Below are 21218 nucleotides of genomic sequence, written 5' to 3'. Positions count from 1 at the left end.
GTTGGTTGGACAACGAACGACGCGGGGTCACTTACGGCCCATCCGGAGGTCCGGAATGGGCCGTAAGTGACCCCGCGTTGCTTGGTGCGGGCGATTGCTTTGTTACCCGATGCCGATGGCACCTGTCACCATACCCACCGCGAGCATGACGACAGAGATCACCGCGGTGCGCCAGAGGACCTTTTTGTGGTGGTCTCCCAGTTCCACCTTGGCGAGGGATACCAGGAGCAGGATCGCCGGGACCAAGGGGCTCTGGAGGTGGAATGGCTGGCCGGTAATGGAGGCGCGGGCCATTTCCGCGCCGCTGACGCCGTAGTGCGCGGCGGTTTCGCTCAGGACCGGCAGGACGCCGAAGTAGAAGGCGTCGTTGCTCATGAAGAACGTCATGGGGATGCTGAGCAGACCGGTAATGACGGCCATGAACGGACCCATCTCGGCGGGGATGATGTGGACCAGCCACGCGGACATCTCCTTGACCATGCCGGTGCCGTTGAGGACGCCCGTGAGGACGGCCGCTGCCATGACCATGCTGACCACGGCCACAATGGACGGCGCGTGGGCCACCAACTGTGCGCCCTGTTCCTTGACCTTGGGGAAGTTCACCAGCAGGGCAATGGCGGACCCCACCATGAAGACGTAGGGCAGGGGCACCAGGTTGGCCACGAGCATGACCATCACGGCGACCGTCAGGCCGAGGTTGAACCAGACGAGCTTGGGCCGAAGGGTCTTGCGCTGGGGATCCAGCGCGGTGTCGGTCAGGCCTGTGTCGGCGAGGTCAACCGGCGTTTCGCTGCGTTCGAGGACGCCGACGCCGGCACTTCCGCCGGCGCCAGGCTTAGCGGCGGTGCGGCTCGAGCCCGCCCCGGCGCCCGTGCCGCCCGCGCCCGTGCCACCGTCGCGCCTGCCGCCGTCGAACACGTCACCGGCGTCGGAGGCGTCTCCCCAGATCTCGGGGGCCGCGGCGCGAAGGCGGTTGCGTTCCTGCAGGCCCAACAGCCAAGAGAACACGAAGACGACAACGAGGCCCGCAATGAGGGAGGGGACCATGGGAACAAAGACCTCGTTGACGTCGATCTTGAGGGCGGTGGCTGCGCGGGCCGTTGGGCCACCCCACGGCAGGATGTTCATGGTGCCGTTCGCCAGGCCAGCCACGCAAGTCAGGACCACGGGGCTCATCTTCAAGCGGAGGTAAACGGGCAGCATCGCAGCCGTGGTCAGGATGAAGGTGGTGGAGCCGTCGCCGTCGAGCGATACGGCGGCGGCAAGAATGGCTGTGCCGAGCACCACTTTGGCGGGGTCGTTGCCGAGCTTCCGGAGAATGAACTTCACCAGTGGGTCGAACAGACCGACATCAATCATGAGTCCGAAGTACACGATCGCGAACATCAGGAGCGCGGCCGTGGACGTCATCGACTTCATCGAGTCCATCACCATGCTTCCGATGCCAAGACCGGCACCGGCAAACAGTCCGAAGATGGTGGGAACGATGATCAGCGCCAGAACGGGCGTCAACTTCTTTGTCATGATCAGGGCCATGAACACCGCAATCATTGCGAATCCAAGCAATACCAGCACAGCCGGCTCCTTACATCAGTGAATGGCATCACCTCGATGTGATGCGCGATACAGAACGTATAGTGGCCGGACCCGCAACAAGGCGTTTGCGGGATTTGATGGACATACTGCTGATTGAGAGCATTTTGCTCATTGTGCTCAATGCTTCAATGGAGGGATAGTCCTCGAGAAACAGCGCCGTCCCCTCCGGCCGCCCGATCCCCCGCCGAAGGAGGCAGGATGCCCAAGCTTGCACCGCGCTTCTCGACGCAGACCCTGCTCCTCCAGCTCGGCGTCGTCCTCTTGGTGGTGCTGCTCAGTGGCACGGTCCACGCGTCGCTCGTCTACGGGCGCATCGGCGCAGAAGCGGAAAGCCAGGCGCTGACGTTGGCGCGAACTGTGGCCTCGGACCCGGTGATCCGTTCCGAAGTCCAAGCCATCAGCAAAGAACCGGGAACGCCGCCGGCCGCGGAACTCGCAACGGGGCCTATCCAGGCCACCGCCGAGGCCGCGAGGGGACGCACGGGAGCGTTGTTCGTGGTCGTCACCGACGAGACGGGCCTGCGGTTGGCCCACCCGGACCAAGCCAGGCTCGGCGAACGGGTCAGTACGGATCCCTCGGATGCCCTTTCCGGAAAGGAAGTCACCACACGAAACACCGGCACCCTGGGGCCGTCTGCTGGTGCGAAGGTTCCGATTTATGCATCAGGCTCCGCCACCTCCGTAGTGGGCGAAGTCAGCGTGGGCTACTCGATGGAATCGCTCGGCCAAAGCCTTGGCGAGGACATCGTCCCCATTGCGCTCACGGCGGCAGGCTCCCTGGCTGTCGGCGCCCTTGCATCATTCCTGCTGCGTCGGCGCTTGCAACGGCTGACGCTTGGACTCGAACCCGAAGAGATCAGCACCCTGGTGCATGATCAAGTGGCCGTGCTGCAAGGCGTCGACGACGGCGTGATCGGGATTTCCGCCGATGGCCGCATCACGGTCTTCAACGCTGCGGCGAGGCGACTGCTGGACATCCCGGACGCACCGACAACCCCGAGCTCCCCCGCCCACAGTGACGCCTCCCGGAACGGCCCCACCGATGGACATGTCCTGACGGGCAGCAGCTGGGACGATGCTGACGTGCCGGCACAACTGAAGGCCCTCACCCAACCGTCGGCGCACGACGCCGAAGCCGTCGAAATCGTCGCCGGCGACCGGGTATTGGTTGCCAATGCCCGCAAGGCGCTGCATCGTAAGGAGGATCTCGGCTGGGTTGTCATGCTCCGCGACCGCACCGAACTGCAGCAGTTGACCCGCCAGCTCGATGCTGTCGGCACCATGTCTGCGGCACTGCGGGCACAGCGTCACGAGTTCACGAACCAGCTCCACACAATCGCCGGCTTCTTGAGCATCGGCCAACACGTCCAGGCCAAAGACTATCTCGCCAGAATCTCTGCTACCGGCCCCTTGAAGTTTCCGGTGCAGCAAGCCGAGCTCCTGCAGGATCCCTATCTGCAAGCTTTCGTCGGAGCGAAGGGCGTGGAGGCCGACGAGCGAGGCGTGGCCTTGCGGATTGGTCCTGAGACCCTGGTGCGCGGCCACGTCACCGAGCCGCAGGACGTCACCACGGTTCTCGGCAACCTGATCGATAACGCCGTCAACGCCGCCGTCGCCGGCACGTCAACGCGGCGTTGGGTGGAGCTTGAACTGCTCGACGAACCAGGACCCGACGGCGGCACGTTGCACATCGTCGTCGCGGACTCCGGCGACGGTCTGCGCGGCATCGAGCGCGAAAGGGTGTTCGTGGAAGGATTCACGACGGCGGAACCCACCGACGGCGGAATGGCCAGCGCCGGTGGCCAGGGACTGGGCCTCGCATTGGTCCGGCAACTCGCGCGGCGTCGCGGTGGCGACGTGCGTGTCCTGGAACCTGGCTCGCCCGGTGGTCCTGGCGCCGTCTTCATGGCCACCATGCCCAGAGTCACCCGAACTCCGGACGACGCCGCGCCGGCGGCCCTCTCGACCTCAGCCGAACCCACGGAAGGACAACAATGAGCGAAGACTTCAGGGTCTTGATTGTGGATGATGACTTCCACGTTGCCAAGCTCCACGCCGCCTATGTGGATTCAGTGGCCGGCTTCCTTGCCTTGGCTCCGGTTGGATCCACCACACAGGCGTTGCAGGCGGTGCACAGCCTCCGGCCGGACCTCGTGTTGCTGGACGTTTACCTGCCGGACGGTTCAGGCCTGGATCTCCTGGGCCAACTCGATGTGGATGCCATGATGCTGACCGCGGCTTCGGACGCTGCGTCCATCCGGACGGCCCTGCGCCGCGGGGCTTTGGCGTATCTCCTGAAGCCGTTCACTGCCGAGTCGCTGTCGCAGCAGCTGCGTTCCTATGCCAGGTTCCGGCGGATCCTCGGCAAGCAGCATGCCGTGGACCAGGAAACTGTCGAGCGGGCCAAGCGGTCGCTCATCGCCGGTGACGTGGCGCCGTCGGGCAAGCCTCGCTCGGCGACCGAAGCGTCCGTGTTGGACTCGTTGGCCCCCGGGGCGCAATATTCCGCGGTGGAAGTGGCAGAACGGGTGGGTGTCTCACGGGCCACGGCGCAACGGTACCTCTCCTCGCTGGCCGATGATGGCGCCGTCGAGATCCAATTGAGGTACGGCGCCACGGGCCGCCCGGAACATCGCTATGGCGTCCCCTCCCCAACTGACTCGCAATAGTTGTCGTTCTGAGGGCTCAAAACGACAACAACTGCGAGTCAGTTGGGCTACTCAGGCGCTCTTCTGGGCTACCAGCTCGATTTCGACCAGCATTTCCGGATCAAGGAACGGCAGGACATGGACCAACGAGAGGGTGGGCCGGATCTCGCCGAAGATCTCGCCGTGTGCGCGGCCGGCATCTTCCCACTTGCTGATGTCGGTCAGGTACAACTTGGACTGCACCACGTCCTCGTAGGAGAATCCGGCATCGGCCAGGACTGCTTCGAGCTTCTCGAGGATGTACTTCGTCTGCGAGTAGAAGTCATCGCCCACAATCGCGTTCTTGCCATCAACGGTTCCGGACGCCGCCGTGGCCGAAATAAAGAGGGTATTGTCCACTTGGACTGCCCGGGAGTATCCAAGGGTCTGCTCCCAGACCGATCCCGTGCCGAATGTCTTACGCATGCTGCGCCTTTCTCAGTTTCTGCACCCATCTGCCTTCAAGAGCGATCGGGTTTACCAAGAAACTCTATGGCTGACGGACATCCTGTCGGTAAACGAACAGCTTTATGTCAGTCCCAGGAACAAACCAGTCGCGCTCCGGTTCCCGCACAAAACCGGTCTTGGCGTAGAGCGCATTGGCGCTTTCCCATGTGGCCCCCGTGGTGAGGGAAACGGCGTTGATTCCCTCCGTGGTCCGAGCCTGCTCGACTACTGCCTGCACGAGCGCCCGGCCTGCTCCGGAGCGCTGAACATCCGGGTCAACCACCAAGGTGCGCATTTCGAGTTCGTCCGGGAGGCCAATGTCCGAAAAGTCGCCGCCTGCCTTGGCTGATGTGACGGAACCAATGACTTGTCCATCGCGCTCGGCGACGAAAACATCGGCATGCCGGGCACGGCCGGCCACATCACGGAGCTTCTCCAAATATGGGTGATCCGGGCTGCCGTAGTATCCGGCGGTCACATAAGACGACATCGTGATGCGGGCTACGGCGTCGTAGTCTTTGGGCAGGGCGGGACGGACGGTAATCTGCGAATGCACTGATCCATGGTAGTCGCGTCCGCGGGGCCAAGGGCGCCAAAGGGTCGTTTCCGTGACCGAGCTATCACCCCGAGGCTCACCCAGAGATACGCCGGCGTTCCTTGGCGGGTTCAGATATAGGTGAAGGAGCGTCGCATAGGTGAAGGAGCGTCGAGGAAATACCCCGCAAAGGTGAGCGTGCGTCAGGGACGGCTCACCTATTTTGCCCTCCTCCAACATTGCTTTCCATTGCGCCAGATTGAGCCTGGTTGCTGGCCATGAAGCCCGGTTTCCTGCTGTTGCGGAAAGGTTTCGCCGTGCTGGCGCGCCCAGCTTGTTGCGTGGTTGATTGGCAGCCAAGACAACTTGAAAGGACCCACACATGAGCCCGCAGCAACGCACGCTCCACCTCAACGCATTCCTCATGAGCACAGGCCATCACGAAGCGTCATGGCGGCTGCCCGAAAGCAACCCGCTCGCCAGCACGGACATCCGGCACTACCAGAACCTCGCACGGATTGCGGAGCGCGGCACTTTTGACTCGATCTTCTTCGCCGACTCCCCCGTGATCTTCGGCGACGTCGGACGCCGCCCCGCGGGCAAGCTGGAACCAACCGTGCTGCTCACGGCCATTGCGGCCGCGACGGAAAAGATCGGCCTCATCGCCACCGCGTCCACCACGTACAACGACCCCTTCAACCTGGCCCGGCGCTTCGCCTCGGTGGACTTCGTCAGCGGCGGAAGGGCTGGCTGGAACGTGGTCACCACAGCAGGCCCGGAAGCCGCACGAAATTTTGGAATCGATGACCAGCCCGCCCACGCCACGCGTTATGAACGGGCAGCAGAATTCCTCGATGTTGCAGCCAAGCTGTGGGACAGCTGGGATGACGACGCCGTGCTGGCAGACAAGGAAGCAGGCGTCTGGGCAGACTCAGCCAAGGTCCGCCCGATCAATCACGTTGGCAAGCACTTCCGGGTCCGCGGCCCGCTCAATGTACCGCGCTCACCCCAAGGCCACCCCCTGATTGTCCAAGCCGGCTCCTCCGAGAACGGCAAAGGCCTGGCGGCAAGGTACGCCGAAGCCGTGTTCACTGCCCAGCAAACATTGGAGGATGCACAGGCATTCTACGCAGACCTGAAGGCCCGGACCGTAGCGCTTGGCCGGCTGGCCGACAGCATCAAGATCCTCCCGGGCATTGTCCCCGTGATCGCCTCTACGCAGGCTGAAGCGTTGCGCCTGGAACGGGAATTAGACGAACTCATTCGGCCGGAATACGCGAGGGCCGAACTGGCCAAGACCCTCCGCGTGAAGCCGGAGGACCTGCCGTTGGACCGCCAGCTTCCGGCCGATCTTCCGGACGAGGACTCAATCGAAGGCGCCAAGAGCCGCTACACACTCATTGTGGAGCTCGCCCGCCGGGAAAGCCTCACCGTGCGCCAACTGATCGGCAGGCTGGGAGGCGGTCGGGGCCACCTGACCTTCGCTGGAACGCCGGAGCAAGTGGCCGATGCAATTCAATTGTGGTTCGAAAACGGCGCCGCCGACGGATTCAACATCATGCCGCCCGTGCTGCCGACAGGTCTGGAAACCTTTGTTGAGCAAGTGGTGCCCGTGCTGCGCAAGCGGGGCCTGTTCCGCAATGAATACACCGGCAGCACACTCCGCGAACACTACGGCTTGGATCGTCCCACCGCTCGGTTCTCGGAGGTGGAGCCGCTTACCGGAGCCCTAGCCTGATGAATCCGGGAAAGGAGTCAGCGACTGGGCCAATACCAGGGCGGCCCTTCCAAAGCGCCAAGGTCCTTGATCTTGGTCTCGCCTACGTCCTTGTAAAGCTCGTGTTGGTGCGCGCGTCCGCTTTTCCTCAGGGCGGCGATCAGCGATGCAGAATGCGAGACCACAATCATCTGGCTGCTTTCGCTGGCCTGGACAATGAGCCGGGCCAGCGCCGGAATCAGCTCTGCGTGCAGGCTGGTTTCGGGCTCGTTGAGCACCATGAGTTCCGGCGGCCTCGGTGTCAGCAGGGCTGCAACGAGCATGAGGTAGCGAAGGGTGCCATCCGACAGTTCGGAGGCCGCCATTGGGCGCAGCATGCCCGGCTGTTGGAGTTCGACGCTGAAGCGGCCTTCGACGACGGCGATACGGAGCTTACTGCCCGGGAAAGCGCTGCAAATCGCGTCCTCGAGCAGACCGCTCTGGCCCGTCTCGTGGAGCGTCTGCAAGGCTGCCGCAAGGTCCCACCCGGAATGGTGGAGTACGGGAGTCCTTGTACCGATTTGGGCCTGGCGGGCCGGAGCTTCATGGTCGGTGCGGAAATGGTCGTAGAACCGCCAGGACCGCACCATGTCCCGGACCCTGAGCACTTCGGGGGCCCTGTCCTGGTCGGAGAGTTCAGTGAGCATGCTTTCGTAAGCATGCAGGCGCCGGGAGAGCTCCGTCCACTCACCCTTGGCGCCTCGCAGGCGGGCGTTGGCCCCCTTGCGGTCCACCAGCACCGACCCGGGTCTGGCTACGGGGCCGGAAAAAACCTGTTCGCGCTTGATCTCCGGGTCGAGGTTGAACGCCGACTCCGCTCCGGGAGCCGGGAGCCCGAGGTCGACCAGATAGCCGAAGTCGTCCCCGGCAAAACCCAGTTTCAGGTTCACGGACTCCTTCCGGACAGTTCCCTGGACCGGTACTTCGCCTCGCCGCATGGCTTCACTGATGGTTTCAGGCCCGGCCCAAAGCGTTGAGTTGAGTCCTCCGTCGCGGGCCAGCGACCCCACCACACCCCCTGAGTCGCTCCCGGCACACTCGGACAACAGCCGCAGGGCACGGTACAGCGAGGATTTGCCACTGCCGTTGGAACCGGTGACCAGGTCCAGGCCATGCAACTCCATGGTCAGGTCCCGGATGGAGCGGTAATTGGAAATGGCCAGTGTCCTTATCACGGGAGCGCCCACAACTTGCCCGACAGTTCCAAGGTCCCAGCGCAGGTCCAGGCTTCCAGCCGCTCAGCGTCCGTTGGACCGCCATCCAGCGGGCTGGTCAATCGCGGGCGGCGGACCCAGCAGCCGGCTTCCTCTGCAATCAAAGCGCCCGCCGCGTAGTCGTGCTCGTTGAGCCCACGCTCCCCGAAAGCGTCGTGGGTTCCGTCGGCGACGAGACAGAGGTCCAGCGCGGCCGAGCCGAGACGGCGGAGATCCGCGAAGCCTTCCATGAGGTTCCCGAGCCCGGCGAACTGCTCAGCCCTTGTGGCGGGATCATAGCTGAACCCGGAGGCAACGATCAGCCCGGTGCGGCCGGCGAGCGGTCCGCTCAGTTGGGTGCGTTGGCCATTTTCCTCGAGCCAGGCTCCGTGGCCGCGGGCGGCCGAATAGACACGCCCCAAGGCCGGGGCGTTGACGACGCCGGCCAGCCAGACGCCGTCGGCATCGGCAACCGCCACGGACGTGGCGTAGTAGACGATGTTGCGGATGAAGTTGGTGGTCCCGTCCAACGGGTCGATCGACCAGCGATAGCCGCTGGGCTGCTCGGGCCGGGTCGTCCCGTGCTCTTCCCCCGTAATGGTGTCGTGCGGGCGTTCGGCGGTAATGGCCTCCCGCACGGCGTTCTCGGCCGCGACGTCGAAAGCCGTCACCCAGTCGCCGGCGTCGCCCTTGTTCACGACGCCGAGGCTCCCCGCAATGTTGGGGCCCGAGGGCCGGCCGGCCAGTACCTGCGCACCGGCTGCAGCCGCCGCCCGGGCAACGGCGAGAAGATTCAAAAACTCGGCGGTCATTCGGAGTCCTCCATTTCAGCCAGGGCAACACTTTCGCCCGCGGCAACAGCTGCGTCTTCGTCGTCTGGGCCGGCCCCGCCGGCAGGTTCCAGCACGCCGTCGAGCAATGCCTTGAAACCGTCCTCGTCCAGCACCCGGATACCGAGCTGTTCAGCCTTATCCAGCTTGGTGCCTGCATTCTCTCCCGCCACGACGTAACTGGTGTTCTTGGACACCGAGCCCGCCGCCTTGCCGCCCCGGATGATGATGGCTTCCTTGGCTTCGTCCCGGCTCAAGGTAGGCAGGGAGCCCGTCACCACGATGGTGAGGCCCTCCAGGTTCCGCTGGACACCGGCGTCGCGTTCGTCAACCATGCGGACGCCGGCGGCGGCCCAGCTGTCCACGATCTCCCGGTGCCAGTCCACGGCAAACCATTCCTTGAGCGCCGCGGCGATGGTCGGCCCTACCCCGTCGACGTTGGCTAGTTCCTCCTCGGAGGCGGCCCTGATGGCGTCCATGCTCCCCAGGGCAGTGGCCAAGGCCCTTGACGCGGTGGGCCCGACGTGCCGGATGGACAGGGCAACAAGGACGCGCCAAAGGGGCTGCGTCTTGGCTTTCTCGAGTTCTTTGAACAGTTTTTCCGTAGTGGCCGTGGGTTTCGATGGAGTCTTGGCAGTGGCCTTGGAGTAGAAGTACGGCACGAGTTCGAAGGTGCCCGTGCCCACGCCCTTCGAACGCTTCTCGCGGCGGATGCGCACGTCGGCGAGGTCCTCCGGCCTGAGGCTGAACAAGGCCGCCTCGTTGCGCAGGGGCGGAGTTTCCGGTTCCTCGGGTTGCGTGAGCGCGATGGCTGCTTCCCAGCCCAAAGCCTCGATGTCGAACGCGCCACGGCTCGCCACATGGAAGACACGCTCACGCAGTTGCGAGGGGCAGGACTTCGCGTTGGGACAGCGGATGTCGACATCGCCTTCCTTGGCTGGAGCCAGGGGTGTGTGGCAGGACGGGCATTCCGTGGGCATCACGAACTCGCGCACGGGAGGATCCTGCTGGTCACGCAACGCCAGCACCGGCCCGACAATCTCCGGGATGACATCGCCGGCCTTGCGCAGCACCACGATGTCGCCGATCATCACGCCCTTGGCCTTCACCACGTCCTGATTGTGCAGGGTGGCCATCTCCACGGTGGATCCAGCGACCTTGACGGGTTCCATCACCCCGTAGGGAGTCACGCGGCCGGTGCGGCCGACGTTGACTTGGATGTCCAGCAGCTTGGTGTGGACTTCCTCCGGCGGATATTTGTAGGCAACGGCCCAACGCGGCACCCGCGAGGTATAACCGAGCGCACGCTGCGTAGCGAAATCGTCGATCTTGACCACGATGCCGTCGATCTCGTGCAGGAGGTCGTGCCGATGCTCGCCGAAATGCTTGATGAAGTCCAGGACTTCCTCAAGGGAGCCCAGGACCTTCAGGTACGGGCTGATCGGAAGGCCCCACTCCCCCAGCAGTTTGTACGTTTCGGATTGACTCGCGGAAGCGAGGCCTTCGCGCGCGCCGATGCCATGGACGAACATCCGCAACGGACGCTTGGCCGTTTCTGCGGGGTCCTTTTGGCGCAGCGAACCTGCCGCGGCATTGCGGGGGTTGGCAAGCGGCGCCTTACCGGCCTGGATGAGCGCCTCGTTGAATTCAGCGAAAGCCTTGGACGGAATGAAGACTTCACCGCGGATTTCCACCTCGGAGGGAAATCCGCCGCCGCTCAGTTGGCGCGGGATTTCCTTGATGGTGAGCACGTTGTGTGTGATGTCCTCGCCTGTGGTTCCGTCTCCGCGCGTGGCGGCGCGCACGAGCTTGCCGTCGCGGTAGAGCAGGTTCACGGCCAAGCCGTCGATCTTCAGCTCCGTCAGCCACGCGATGCGGGAAGCCGTGGTGCCTAGCTTTTCGACCGAAGCCTCAGCCCTGCGGACCCACGTTTCCAACTCGTCGAGCGAGAAGACATCCTCCAGGCTGTACATCCTCTGAAGGTGCGCGACGGCGGCAAATGCCGCGGAGACCTCGCCGCCCACTTCCTGCGTAGGAGAGTCGTTGGAAACGAGCTCGGGATGCAGGGCTTCGAGTTCCTCGAGGCGGCGATACAGGGAGTCGAACTCGGCATCCGAGACCGTCGGGGCATCTTCCTGGTAGTACGCGTAGCGGTACTTGCGGACGAGATCCGCCAGGTTTTCGTACTCTTCCCGTACGGATTCGCTTGGAACTGCGGTTTCGCTCTCTGCTGTGCTCACGTACCTATCTTGCCGCAATCCGCGGTCTCCATGGCGGATGACGTGCCACCGTTGCGGCTCCCAGGTTGGCCTACCCGGCCGTGCGGCGAGTGAAGACCAGATGGAGAACTCCGTGTGGAGAAGGGGTCGCTTCGATTTCAAAGCGTTGTTCGAGTCCTTCGAGTCCTTCCCAGAGGCGTTCGCCCCGGCCCAGGACGATTGGCACGACCACGATGTGCATGTGGTCGATCAGATCGGCGTCGAGGAACTGTCGAATCGTGCTGACGCCGCCACCGATCCGGACGTCGAGACCGCCGGCCAGGGCGCGGGCCTGCTTAAGCGCGGAGACGGGGTCGGCGTCAATGAAGTGGAAGGTTGTTCCGCCTGTCATCTCGAGTACCGGCCGAGGATGGTGTGTCAGAACAACCACAGGGGTGTGGAAGACAGGGTCGTCGCCCCACCATCCCTTCCATTCCTCGTCCTCCCAGGGACCGCGTTGGGGGCCGAATTTGTTGCGCCCCATGATCTCCACGCCGATCCCGGGCCCCCACCTGCTGGCGAACGCGTCGTCTACGCCGAAGGATCCCTCCGACTCCCCGTGGATGCCCATCTCGCGGAAGGTGCGCGTCCCGAAAGCCCACTCCATGAGCCGTGAGCCTGCGTGACCGAACGGAGCGTCGAGTTGCTGGCCCTCGCCAGTGCCGAAGCCGTCGAGGGAGACCGAGAAGTTATGCACACGGACGAGGGACATGTCATCTCCTGAAGTGCTTGCCTTTTGCAATCACCTTAGTGCGAGAACCGGTGCCGGCTCCATAAAGCGAAAGCAATGCCGCCTGCCGCCACCAAGAGCACGCCGCCCATGATGGCAACCACCGCGAACATGTCCGAACCCGGCCCGGAAGTGCCGCTCACCGAGGCCGCTTGGGTGGCGTTGAGTCCGTCCTGGATGGGGGTGTTCCAGTTGGACGAAGCCGACGGCGAGGCGCTGCTCGTCGTCGGGCTGTCCGACGGGGTCGCCGGGCTGGAGGCCATAGGAGCCTCCGACGTCGCCACGCTGGGTTCCGGTGCCACCGTCACCTGTGTCATGGTGGCCGGTTCGGGCGCGGCAGGCACGGTTACCACCGGGGCGGGTGCCGGCACCACCGGCACGGGGACGGGTGGCTTGGAGGGCGCCGGATCCACCACCTTCGGCTGGGTAGGCGTGGGCTCGGGTGGTCCCGGGTCCGGGGCAGGGGCAGGGGAAACTTGTCCTTGGTCGGGAGCCACGACGGTCTCGGCATGGGCCGAAAGCAACGGGAATGCACACATCATCATGGCCATGGCCACGCCCGTGAGGGCAACGGAGAACGGGCGACGCACGGCAGCACGGGGCGCGCCGCCAGGGCGCGCGGAAGAGCGTTGGGTCATGTTTACCTCTGCAGGGCGGCACGGGCCGCCCGGAGTTGGGGTGGTATTGACCGGAATCTTCCTACAAAGTCCGGGCGTGTCGCAAATCCGGTCACCCTCGGCGCTCGTGAGATGAGCGAGTACCGGTACTTTTGGCATCGCTGATCGTGAGTCTGGCATCCACCACGATCGCGGTGACGTTGTCGCGTCCGCCGCTGCGCAGCGCAGCCTCGATCAGAGCATCAGCAGACGCTTGGGGGCCGGCCACCGTCCCAAGAATCCGGGACAGGTGTTCGTCGTCCAGTTCTCCGGTGAGACCGTCCGAACACACCAAGATCCGGTCTCCGTCCAGGATGGGCAGCAACCAGAAATCGGCCTCAGTAGCGTCTCCGGTACCTAATCCCCGCGTGATGACATGGCGCCGCGGGTAAACGGCGGCCTCTTCCTCCGTAAGGCGTCCGGTTTCCACGAGTTCCTGGACCTCCGAGTGGTCCACGCTGATCTGGGTGAACAGGCCTTGGCTCAGCCGGTAGGTCCGGGAATCTCCAATGTTCATCACCAGCCAGTAGGGGACGCCGAACTGCTCGACGACGACCACGCCGGACAGCGTCGTTCCCGCCCGGCCACCGGTAGCATTCCGGATCCGGGCGTCGGCGGCCAAGATGCACTCTTGCAGGGCAATCGCGGTGGAGGATCGGACGCCCGCCGCCAACGGGAGCATGTCGCGGAGCGTCTTGACACATAATTCGCTGGCGACCTCGCCTGCCTCGTGTCCGCCCATGCCATCAGCCACCGCGAAGACCGGGTCCGCCGCAAGGAGGGAGTCTTCATTGAGCTCCCTCACGAGGCCGCGGTCTGTCCGGCAGCCAAAGGCCAGTGTCAATCCCGGCTCGGGTGCGGTTGCTGCGGACGGCGAATTCATTCTTGTCCTCGGTGGATGGAACGGTTGCCCAAGCGGTCCCTTGGGCTGCGGAGACGACTATGCCACGATCCGAGAGTCAACCCCAAGGCCTGTGTCCCTTCGGGGATCAGTCGAGAACAAGGCCCTTGCCAAGACCGCGGGCCAACCGGACGGGGAGGATTTCCCCGAAACCGCGGACGTTTTCAGCCTTCTGCGGCACCAGGACAAACCGTTCGTCCTGGCCCAGGGCCCCCGCCGTCATCTCATCGACCAGAACCGTTCCTGGCTCCGCCAAGGCTGTGAGGCGCGCCGCGAGGTTCACCGTGGGCCCGTAGATATCGCCGAGCCGGGAAAGGATGCGTCCCCAAACCATGGCCACGCGGGCTTCCGGGAGGATTTCGTCCTCGGTGAAGGCTTGGGCGAGGGCCAAGGAAATTTCGGCACCGGCCGCCGGTGTTTCGGCAATGTAGAGCACTTCATCGCCAACGGTTTTGACGAGGCGTCCGCCGCCGATGGAAATGATCTCCGCACATTTGTTCTCGAAACGCTGGACCAACTGCGCCAGCGTCTTCTCGTTCATGCGGCGCGACAGGCTCGTGTAGGAGACAAGATCGGCAAAACCGACGGCGCGGGCCAACGGCAAGGGCGCATCGTCTTCGTCCCCTTCGCGGCCTGCCTCGCTGGCCTGCAGGCCGGCCTCGGCACGGACGGCCAGACGCTGCACGCCGGCGTTCATCTGACGGCGCCACGAGTACAACAGGATCTCTTCCATGGCATCGACGAGGTTGGGCAGTTCATTGACCAGCTGTTTGCGGGCAACGGCGTCGGGAATGCCTTGCTGCACCACCATGTCCTCGATCAGCGCTTCAACTTGCCACACCACCATCCGGTCGGTCATTTGCCCGATGGCGCGCGTCACGGAAATGGCAGCTTCCTCAGTGAGCTTTCCGGCGCGGACGAGGTCAAGGATGGTCGAAAGGGCCGCGAGGTCCCGCTCGGTGAACGCCACATCCTGGTCACCGAAGTTGGGGAATCCGAGTGCTCGCCAAAGTTTGCGGGCTGACAACAACGAGACGCCTGCTCCAGCAGCCACTTCGCGTCGCCGGAGTTTGCGTTCGCCGCCCAGCAGCCTGCTTTCAAGGGCCTTGATGGCAACCCGTTCAGCAGACAAGGCGCCGGTTGGCGCAGAGACGACCGGGAGAGCCCCCGTTACTGCTTGGTCCACGGAAGGTTCGGACACGGCGTCGGGCTCGTGGTCCACGTACTCAGGCTCCTGCTCGTCAACGCTCATCTCTTCCACCTTCTCTCATATGCCAGGGCAACGCGGCATCCGGATAGCCGGCTGGCCCACTAAAGTCGCCATCATCGCCGTTTCCCGTCGCGCGGCCGGACTCAAAGTGGACACTCTCCGGAAGCTCGGCCATGGCGTCCAGGATGAAGCTCCTGAACGTGCCGACCTCCGGGACATCCGTCAGGACGGCATCGCCGGGGTGCCCGGTATCCAAGGATATATTCCCGGAGCGCAATATCCGTTGGAGCAGCGATTGCTTGATTCCCACGCCACGCACCGCAGCCAAAGGCACCTGCCAGTCCCCCCTGCGAAGCATTCCAAAACGGGCAACTATTCGTCCGCTTGTCAGAATGTAACGTATGCCGCGCCAGCGGATGAAGGCAGGGAGGCTGTAGCCGAGCAGCACTATCGCAACAACAGCCAGGCACACACCCACCAGCCATTGGTTCCACTCACTCGTGATCACGGGAAGCAGCTTGCCCGGTCCGCCCCTGACTATCCAGGCACACGCGAACGCCGATGCAGCCGGGACAAGGATGAATGCCAGGACGGGACCAATGAGCATCCTTGGCTGTTGCCGCGTGATCACGATGACTTGCTCCCCACGCAGGAGCTCTTTACGCATAGCCGCTTTCGGTAGCCCTTAGATGGACGACGTCGCCGGCGGTCACCACGTGCTCGTGGCCACCATGGTCCACCACCAAAAGGGACCCGTACTCATCCAGCCGGGAGGCGTGTCCCACCAATTCGTGATCGCCCGGCAAATGCGCTTTCACTTCGCGTCCCAAAGTGACCATGACAGCTTCAACCCGTTTGTGGAGGGAAGAGCCGCCTGCCAGTCCTGCCGTGGGGTCGCCGTCGGCATTGCAGAAACTGCGGTAGAGCGCTGCGAAACGGGACAAATAGTTCTGGAGAAGTACGGTGCGGTCCGTGATGGAGGCGCCTTCGAGCAGGAGAGACGTCGCGGTCGGAACGGGCAATTCGTCCTGCTCGAGCGTCACGTTGAGGCCGGTACCCAGGATCACGGCGGGGACCGAACCATCCCCCAGCGGCCCCATTTGGGCAAGGATGCCGGCGATCTTCTTGCCCCTGACCAGGACGTCGTTGGGCCACTTGATTTCGGCGGGCAGGTTTGCGGTTTCCAAGAGGGTCTCGCGCAGGGCCAGCGCGCCCAGCAGGGAAAGCCAGGAGTAGCTCTGGGTCGGGACCGGCAGACCTTGGGCGTTGACGGGACGCAGGACGATCGAAACGGAAATCGCCGAACGTGCGGGAGATTCCCAATGGCGGTCGAGCCTGCCCCGCGCCGCTGTTTGGTGCTCCGCGGTAAGCACGGCGAGGTCGGCCCATTCCTTGGGCTCTGTGGTGACGGCGCGAAGCAGGTCAGCGTTGGTGGAGCCGGTGGTCTCCACGATCTTCAGCTGCGGAATACCAGCGGCCGCGAGGAAACCGGGGTGAAGCAGGGCGTCGCGGTCCAGGCCCGGGCGCGGGGCACGTGGTTCACTGCTGGCGGGCTGTTCGACATCCATAGAGAGAATCCTATCGAGCCAAGCAGGTCCCGGAAGAAGTTGTCCGCTTAGAGGAAGATGTCCGGCACCAGCTTCGCCTCCGGGGCTCCCAAGCTATAGGGTCTGAAGTCTTCAACTCCCGCGGCCTTCAATACTTGTTCGTCGGTGTAGAAGTTACCCGTATCACTTGCTGAACCGCCGTTCGGATTGGACCCGGCCAAGTGCGAGCCGGTCAGAACGGCGTGGGCCGCGTCGGCCATGATCCGGGGACCCCTGGCGGCTTGGACAATCTGTTCCCCGCCAGGCATGTTTCGAATGGCGGCGGTGTCGATCAGGGTGCAAGGCCACAGGGAGTTGACCGCCACGCCGTCGTTCTTGAGTTCTTCGGCCAGGCCCAAGGTGGTCAGGCTCATGCCGTATTTGGCCATGGTGTAGGCCAGATGCATGCCTGCCCACTTCGGGTCGAGGTTCAGGGGCGGGGAAAGGGTCAGAATATGGGCGTTGCCGGATTTCCGCAGCGCGGGCAGCGCCAGCTTGGACAGCAGGAAGGTGCCGCGGACGTTGATGTCCTGCATGAGGTCGTAGCGCTTCATGTCGATCGCGTCAGTTCGGGAGAGATCGATGGCCGAGGCGTTGTTGACGACGATGTCGATCCCGCCGAAGCGTTCAACGGCGGCGGCAACCGCCGCGGCGACGTCGTCGTCGTCGCGGACATCCCCGACGAGCGGTAGCGCCTGCCCACCCGCTGCTTCCAGTTGCTCGGCGGCCGTGAAGACCGTTCCTTGCAGCTTGGGGTGGGGTTTCCCGGTTTTGGCCAGGAGAACGATGTTGGCGCCGTCGCGGGCTGCGCGGGTGGCGATTGCCAGACCGATGCCGCGGCTTCCGCCGGACATCAGGAGGGTGCGGCCCTCCAGTGATCCACGCGCCTGGTAGGGAAGGGCAGGGCTTGCAGAAGCGTCGTTGCTTGAGGTCATGAGGATACTGTAGCCCAGCTATGTTACTAGTGAGTAACATAGCTCGATGCTCGACTTGAAGTCGGAAAATTGTAGGGTTTCTACAGCGGTCCGGGGCTTTTGCGTCATTAGACTAGCCAACAGGGCCAGCACGTTGTACGGATGCTACTTAAGAGCGCATGCCTAACGAAGCAGTGCCAGCATAAATCAGCTACAGAGCCGGAGACATTTAATGAGCCACGATCTGACAACGACAGCGGGAAAGATTGCCGACTTCCGCGACCGCCAGGCCCGTGCAGAACAACCCTCCGGCCCCGAAGCCATCGAGAAGCAGCATGCCCGCGGCAAGAACACCGCCCGCGAACGCATCGACATGCTCCTTGACGTGGGCTCGTTCGTCGAGTTCGACGCCTTGGCCGTCCACCGCTCCACCGCATTCGGCATGGAGAAGAAGAAGCCCCTCGGCGATGGGGTGGTCTCAGGCTACGGCACCGTGGATGGCCGGCTGGTGGCCATCTACAGCCAGGAGTTCAGCGTCTACGGCGGCTCCCTGAGCCAGGTCAACGGCGAGAAGATCGTCAAGGTCCAGGAGTTCGCCCTCCGCAACGGCTGCCCCATGGTCGGAATCAACGACGGCGGGGGCGCCCGCATCCAGGAAGGGGTCGCCTCGCTGGCCATGTTCGCGGACATCTTCCGCAACAACGTCCATTCCTCCGGCGTCGTTCCCCAGATTTCGCTCATCATGGGCCCCTGCGCGGGTGGCGCCGCCTACTCCCCCGCCCTCACCGACTACGTGGTGATGGTGGACAAGACATCGCACATGTTCATCACCGGCCCCGACGTCATCAAGACCGTGACCGGCGAAGACGTAGACATGGAAACCCTCGGCGGCGCCCGCCAGCACAACGCCACGACCGGCACCTCCACCTACCTCGCCAGCGACGAAGCCGACGCGATCGAGTTCGTCCGCGAACTCCTCGACTTCCTCCCGTCCAACAACCTCTCCGAGGCCCCCGTCCTGGAGCACGAACAGGAACTGGAGCTCGACGACGACGACCTCACCCTGGACACTCTCATCCCGGACTCGGCCAACCACCCCTACGACATGCGCAAGGTAATCGAGCAGATTGTCGATGACGCCCATTTCCTTGAGATGCAGTCGCTCTACGCCCCCAACGTGATCATCGGCTACGGCCGGGTTGAAGGCCACACCGTTGGCATCGTGGCGAACCAACCTATGCAGTTCGCGGGCACTCTGGACATCGCCGCTTCGGAAAAGGCAGCCCGCTTTGTCCGCCACTGTGACGCCTTCAATGTTCCCATCATCACCCTGGTGGACGTCCCCGGCTTCCTACCCGGTAAGGACCAGGAGTTCCAGGGCATCATCCGCCGCGGAGCCAAGCTGCTTTACGCCTACGCCGAGGCCACCGTGCCCAAGCTGACGGTTATCACCCGCAAAGCCTACGGCGGAGCGTACATCGTGATGGGATCCAAGAAGCTAGGCGCCGACCTCAACCTGGCCTGGCCCACGGCACAGATCGGCGTCATGGGCGCCCAGGGTGCCGTCAACATCCTGTACCGCCGTGATCTTGCCGCCGTCGCCGAGGCCGGCGGCGACGTCGAGGGCAAGCGGGCCGAAATCATCCGCCAGTACGAGGAAGAACTCCTCAACCCCTACCAGGCTGCCGAGCTTGGCTACGTCGACGCCGTCATCGCGCCATCGGAAACCCGCCTGCAGATCATCAAGGGCCTCCGGGCGCTCCGCGACAAGCGCGCCAGCCTGCCCACCAAGAAGCACGGAAACATCCCGCTGTGAGCGCCGAGCGAAACATCCCCGACTCCGGGCCTGATTCCACTGAAGCGGGGCCGGCCGAGCCGTTGCTTTCGGTGGTCAAGGGAGACCCGACGCCGGAAGAGCTCGCGGCGCTTGCCGCCGTCGTCGCCTCCCTCGGAGCGCCGGAACGAACCGAGACCCCCAGACTCAGTGCGCGGCACTGGCTGCGGCGGCAGCAATTGCGCATGGAGCCCACTCCGGGACCGGGCGCCTGGAAGCGCAGCCGGGGCTGAAGCGGCGCGCTGACCCAACTGACTCGCATTTGTTGTCGTTTTCACGGCTCAAAACGACAGCAAGTGCCAGCTAGTTGGGTGGCCGAAGAGTGCAACAACTCTTTCACAAATACCCGGGCGCGGTTAGGCTCTTGGGGTGACTACTCCTAACACAGCACCGGCACGCCTCCAGACTGCCATCGATGCGGTCGCCGACGCCTACACGGACACCCTCCTTGCCCTCAACCCGAGCCTCGCCACGACCCTCGGCCTGCCCGGACACGAGACCGAATACCAGGACTTCTCGCCCGCCGGCGCAACCGCCTTCGCCAAAGCAGCCCGTGGCGCGCTCGACGAACTTGCCACCCTCGAACCCGTGGACGCCTCCGATGTTGTCACCCTTGACGCGATGCGCGAACGGCTTGGCCTGGCACTCGAGATCCACGAGTCCGGCTGGGACGCCGCGGACCTGAACAACATCGAGTCCCCGGCCCAGACCATCCGGGCGATCTTCGACCTTATGCCCACCGACACGGCCGAACACTGGGTGCACATCGCGGGCCGCGCTGCCAACGTTCCGCATGCGATCGATGGCTATATCGCTTCCCTTCGTTCCGCCAAGGAAGAGGGAAAGGTGTCCGCCGTCCGACAGGTCAGGGTCGTCATCGAACAGGCCAGCAAATATTCGGCCGAGGACGGATTCTTCGCCAGGCTCGCCTCCGAGGCCACCATCGACGGCCGGCCGCTGCCGGCGGAACTGCAGGAAAAGCTCGACGCCGGTGCCGCCGTCGCGCGTTCCGCTTACGCGCGTTTAGCCGATTTCCTCGAAGCCGAGCTCCTGCCCTTCGCCCCGGCAAAAGACGCTGTGGGCCGCGAACGTTATGCACTTTCCTCGCGTTCCTTCCTCGGTGCAACCGTGGACTTGGAGGAAACGTACGCGTGGGGCGTGCAGGAACTCGACAGGCTCATTTCCGAACAGGAGCGCGTGGCCGAGCACATCAAGCCCGGCGCTACCATCGACGAAGCCAAGGCGATCCTCAACAGCGATCCAGAGCGGCAAATCAAGGGAACCGACGCCCTGAAGGCCTGGATGCAGGAGCTCTCCGACCGTGCAGTATCCGAACTTGCCGACGTCCATTTCGACATCCCGGACATCATGAAAACGCTCGAGTGCCGCATCGCGCCAACGGATGAAGGCGGCATCTATTACACCGGCCCGTCGGACGACTTCTCCCGTCCCGGCCGGATGTGGTGGTCCGTCCCCGCCGGCGAGGACACCTTCACCACTTGGGCCGAAACCACCACTGTGTTCCACGAAGGCGTACCCGGCCACCACCTCCAGGTGGCCACCGCCGTGTACCGCCGCGAGCTCCTCAACAACTGGCGACGCAACGTCTGCTGGGTCTCCGGACACGGCGAAGGCTGGGCACTCTACGCCGAGAAGCTCATGCTGGAGCTTGGCTACCTCAAGGACCCGGGCGACCACATGGGCATGCTGGACATGCAGCGCATGCGTGCTGCCCGCGTGGTGTTCGATATCGGCGTCCACCTTGAACTACAGGTTCCCGAGCGTTGGGGCAGCGGCACCTGGACCTCCGAAAAGGGCTTCGAATTCCTCAAGTCCAACCTTCCCATTAGCGCGGGCCAGCTCGAGTTCGAATTTACCCGGTACCTTGGCTGGCCGGGGCAGGCTCCGTCGTACAAGGTAGGGCAGCGGCTGTGGGAGGAAATCCGCACGGAACTTGAACAGCGTCCGGGCTTCGAGCTGAAGTCCTTCCACACGGATGCGCTGAACATCGGCTCCGTCGGGCTGGACACGCTTCGCCGGGCGTTGCTGCAGTAACCCAACTGACTCGCATTTGTTGTCCTTTTG

The 21218-nt window shown here is 64.0% G+C and carries 19 protein-coding genes; 6 read left to right on the top strand and 13 right to left on the bottom strand.

Going from position 1 to position 21218, the window contains the following annotated elements:
• Positions 1–102: 102 nt before the first annotated feature.
• On the bottom strand, positions 103–1575 hold the full coding sequence (locus A3M3_RS0111770) for a CitMHS family transporter (RefSeq protein WP_028266498.1): 1473 nt from the start codon (positions 1573–1575) through the stop codon (positions 103–105).
• Positions 1576–1794: 219 nt separating this feature from the next.
• On the opposite strand from A3M3_RS0111770, the gene A3M3_RS0111765 reads away from it, so the two are divergent.
• Together A3M3_RS0111765 and A3M3_RS0111760 are read left to right on the top strand one after the other, a co-directional pair.
• The gene (locus tag A3M3_RS0111765) at positions 1795–3594 is read left to right on the top strand and encodes a sensor histidine kinase (protein WP_028266497.1); all 1800 of its coding nucleotides are present in this window, start codon (positions 1795–1797) and stop codon (positions 3592–3594) included.
• On the top strand, positions 3591–4265 hold the full coding sequence (locus tag A3M3_RS0111760; RefSeq protein WP_028266496.1) for a response regulator: 675 nt from the start codon (positions 3591–3593) through the stop codon (positions 4263–4265). Before A3M3_RS0111765 ends, A3M3_RS0111760 begins: the two co-directional genes overlap by 4 nt.
• Positions 4266–4316: 51 nt before the next feature.
• Here the strand turns inward: A3M3_RS0111760 and A3M3_RS0111755 are convergent, their stop codons facing one another.
• Both A3M3_RS0111755 and A3M3_RS0111750 read right to left on the bottom strand, forming a co-directional pair.
• Positions 4317–4709, bottom strand: coding sequence for a RidA family protein (locus A3M3_RS0111755; RefSeq protein WP_028266495.1), 393 nt, complete (start codon positions 4707–4709; stop codon positions 4317–4319).
• 64 nt (positions 4710–4773) lie between these two features.
• Positions 4774–5286, bottom strand: coding sequence for a GNAT family N-acetyltransferase (locus tag A3M3_RS0111750; protein WP_028266494.1), 513 nt, complete (start codon positions 5284–5286; stop codon positions 4774–4776).
• A 361-nt stretch (positions 5287–5647) separates the two neighbouring features.
• Between A3M3_RS0111750 and A3M3_RS0111745 the strand changes: the two genes are divergently transcribed.
• Positions 5648–7003, top strand: a complete 1356-nt coding sequence (locus tag A3M3_RS0111745) for an LLM class flavin-dependent oxidoreductase (RefSeq protein ID WP_028266493.1) — start codon at positions 5648–5650, stop codon at positions 7001–7003.
• A 17-nt stretch (positions 7004–7020) separates the two neighbouring features.
• Here the strand turns inward: A3M3_RS0111745 and A3M3_RS0111740 are convergent, their stop codons facing one another.
• The 10 genes from A3M3_RS0111740 to A3M3_RS0111695 all read right to left on the bottom strand — a co-directional run bounded on the left by A3M3_RS0111740 (position 7021) and on the right by A3M3_RS0111695 (position 17320).
• Positions 7021–8196, bottom strand: coding sequence for an AAA family ATPase (locus tag A3M3_RS0111740; protein ID WP_028266492.1), 1176 nt, complete (start codon positions 8194–8196; stop codon positions 7021–7023).
• Positions 8193–9026: an inositol monophosphatase family protein gene (locus tag A3M3_RS0111735; protein WP_028266491.1), complete on the bottom strand. Its 834-nt coding sequence runs from the start codon at positions 9024–9026 to the stop codon at positions 8193–8195. Before A3M3_RS0111735 ends, A3M3_RS0111740 begins: the two co-directional genes overlap by 4 nt.
• Complete coding sequence (ligA, locus tag A3M3_RS0111730) at positions 9023–11284, bottom strand: NAD-dependent DNA ligase LigA (protein ID WP_442853102.1); 2262 nt, start codon at positions 11282–11284, stop codon at positions 9023–9025. The genes A3M3_RS0111735 and ligA overlap by 4 nt, the downstream gene beginning before the upstream one ends.
• Before the next feature lie 70 nt (positions 11285–11354).
• Complete coding sequence (locus tag A3M3_RS0111725) at positions 11355–12014, bottom strand: dihydrofolate reductase family protein (protein WP_028266489.1); 660 nt, start codon at positions 12012–12014, stop codon at positions 11355–11357.
• A 35-nt stretch (positions 12015–12049) separates the two neighbouring features.
• Positions 12050–12670 (bottom strand): hypothetical protein, encoded by a 621-nt coding sequence (locus tag A3M3_RS28070; RefSeq protein WP_035741673.1) that lies wholly within the window; start codon positions 12668–12670, stop codon positions 12050–12052.
• Between the two features lie 91 nt (positions 12671–12761).
• A complete protein-coding gene (locus tag A3M3_RS24830) occupies positions 12762–13571 on the bottom strand; it encodes a PP2C family protein-serine/threonine phosphatase (RefSeq protein ID WP_051423133.1) in 810 nt (269 codons plus the stop codon).
• A gap of 106 nt (positions 13572–13677) precedes the next feature.
• On the bottom strand, positions 13678–14841 hold the full coding sequence (locus tag A3M3_RS0111710) for an adenylate/guanylate cyclase domain-containing protein (RefSeq protein WP_028266487.1): 1164 nt from the start codon (positions 14839–14841) through the stop codon (positions 13678–13680).
• Positions 14831–15466 (bottom strand): PH domain-containing protein, encoded by a 636-nt coding sequence (locus A3M3_RS0111705; protein WP_028266486.1) that lies wholly within the window; start codon positions 15464–15466, stop codon positions 14831–14833. The genes A3M3_RS0111710 and A3M3_RS0111705 overlap by 11 nt, the downstream gene beginning before the upstream one ends.
• Positions 15459–16367, bottom strand: a complete 909-nt coding sequence (locus A3M3_RS0111700) for a biotin--[acetyl-CoA-carboxylase] ligase (RefSeq protein WP_028266485.1) — start codon at positions 16365–16367, stop codon at positions 15459–15461. The genes A3M3_RS0111705 and A3M3_RS0111700 overlap by 8 nt, the downstream gene beginning before the upstream one ends.
• A 47-nt stretch (positions 16368–16414) precedes the next feature.
• Positions 16415–17320, bottom strand: coding sequence for an SDR family oxidoreductase (locus tag A3M3_RS0111695; RefSeq protein WP_028266484.1), 906 nt, complete (start codon positions 17318–17320; stop codon positions 16415–16417).
• A 211-nt stretch (positions 17321–17531) separates the two neighbouring features.
• Here A3M3_RS0111695 and A3M3_RS0111690 point away from each other — a divergent pair, with 211 nt between their 5' ends.
• From A3M3_RS0111690 to A3M3_RS0111680, 3 genes are all read left to right on the top strand, one after another.
• Positions 17532–19115, top strand: coding sequence for an acyl-CoA carboxylase subunit beta (locus A3M3_RS0111690; protein ID WP_028266483.1), 1584 nt, complete (start codon positions 17532–17534; stop codon positions 19113–19115).
• Positions 19112–19366, top strand: coding sequence for an acyl-CoA carboxylase epsilon subunit (locus tag A3M3_RS0111685; protein ID WP_197023213.1), 255 nt, complete (start codon positions 19112–19114; stop codon positions 19364–19366). The genes A3M3_RS0111690 and A3M3_RS0111685 overlap by 4 nt, the downstream gene beginning before the upstream one ends.
• A 136-nt stretch (positions 19367–19502) precedes the next feature.
• Entirely contained in the window at positions 19503–21188 is a 1686-nt protein-coding gene (locus tag A3M3_RS0111680) for a DUF885 domain-containing protein (protein WP_028266481.1), read from the top strand.
• The last annotated feature ends 30 nt before the right edge of the window (positions 21189–21218 follow it).

The sequence above is a fragment of the Arthrobacter sp. MA-N2 genome, assembly GCF_000517125.1.
In the GTDB taxonomy this organism is placed as follows: domain Bacteria; phylum Actinomycetota; class Actinomycetes; order Actinomycetales; family Micrococcaceae; genus Arthrobacter; species Arthrobacter methylotrophus.
Note: the sequence above shows the minus strand (reverse complement) of the source record. Positions and strands in the feature narration are given on the sequence as shown.

What these genes read in the sequence shown, in the direction of transcription:
- A3M3_RS0111710 (WP_028266487.1), bottom strand. Translation starts at nt 14,841, where the DNA reads ATGAGCGTTGACGAGCAGGAGCCTGAGTACGTGGACCACGAGCCCGAC.
- A3M3_RS24830 (WP_051423133.1), bottom strand. Translation starts at nt 13,571, where the DNA reads ATGAATTCGCCGTCCGCAGCAACCGCACCCGAGCCGGGATTGACACTG.
- A3M3_RS0111705 (WP_028266486.1), bottom strand. Translation starts at nt 15,466, where the DNA reads ATGCGTAAAGAGCTCCTGCGTGGGGAGCAAGTCATCGTGATCACGCGG.
- A3M3_RS0111745 (WP_028266493.1), top strand. Translation starts at nt 5,648, where the DNA reads ATGAGCCCGCAGCAACGCACGCTCCACCTCAACGCATTCCTCATGAGC.
- A3M3_RS0111735 (WP_028266491.1), bottom strand. Translation starts at nt 9,026, where the DNA reads ATGACCGCCGAGTTTTTGAATCTTCTCGCCGTTGCCCGGGCGGCGGCT.
- A3M3_RS0111700 (WP_028266485.1), bottom strand. Translation starts at nt 16,367, where the DNA reads ATGGATGTCGAACAGCCCGCCAGCAGTGAACCACGTGCCCCGCGCCCG.
- A3M3_RS0111725 (WP_028266489.1), bottom strand. Translation starts at nt 12,014, where the DNA reads ATGTCCCTCGTCCGTGTGCATAACTTCTCGGTCTCCCTCGACGGCTTC.
- A3M3_RS0111760 (WP_028266496.1), top strand. Translation starts at nt 3,591, where the DNA reads ATGAGCGAAGACTTCAGGGTCTTGATTGTGGATGATGACTTCCACGTT.
- A3M3_RS28070 (WP_035741673.1), bottom strand. Translation starts at nt 12,670, where the DNA reads ATGACCCAACGCTCTTCCGCGCGCCCTGGCGGCGCGCCCCGTGCTGCC.
- A3M3_RS0111755 (WP_028266495.1), bottom strand. Translation starts at nt 4,709, where the DNA reads ATGCGTAAGACATTCGGCACGGGATCGGTCTGGGAGCAGACCCTTGGA.
- A3M3_RS0111695 (WP_028266484.1), bottom strand. Translation starts at nt 17,320, where the DNA reads ATGACCTCAAGCAACGACGCTTCTGCAAGCCCTGCCCTTCCCTACCAG.
- A3M3_RS0111690 (WP_028266483.1), top strand. Translation starts at nt 17,532, where the DNA reads ATGAGCCACGATCTGACAACGACAGCGGGAAAGATTGCCGACTTCCGC.
- A3M3_RS0111765 (WP_028266497.1), top strand. Translation starts at nt 1,795, where the DNA reads ATGCCCAAGCTTGCACCGCGCTTCTCGACGCAGACCCTGCTCCTCCAG.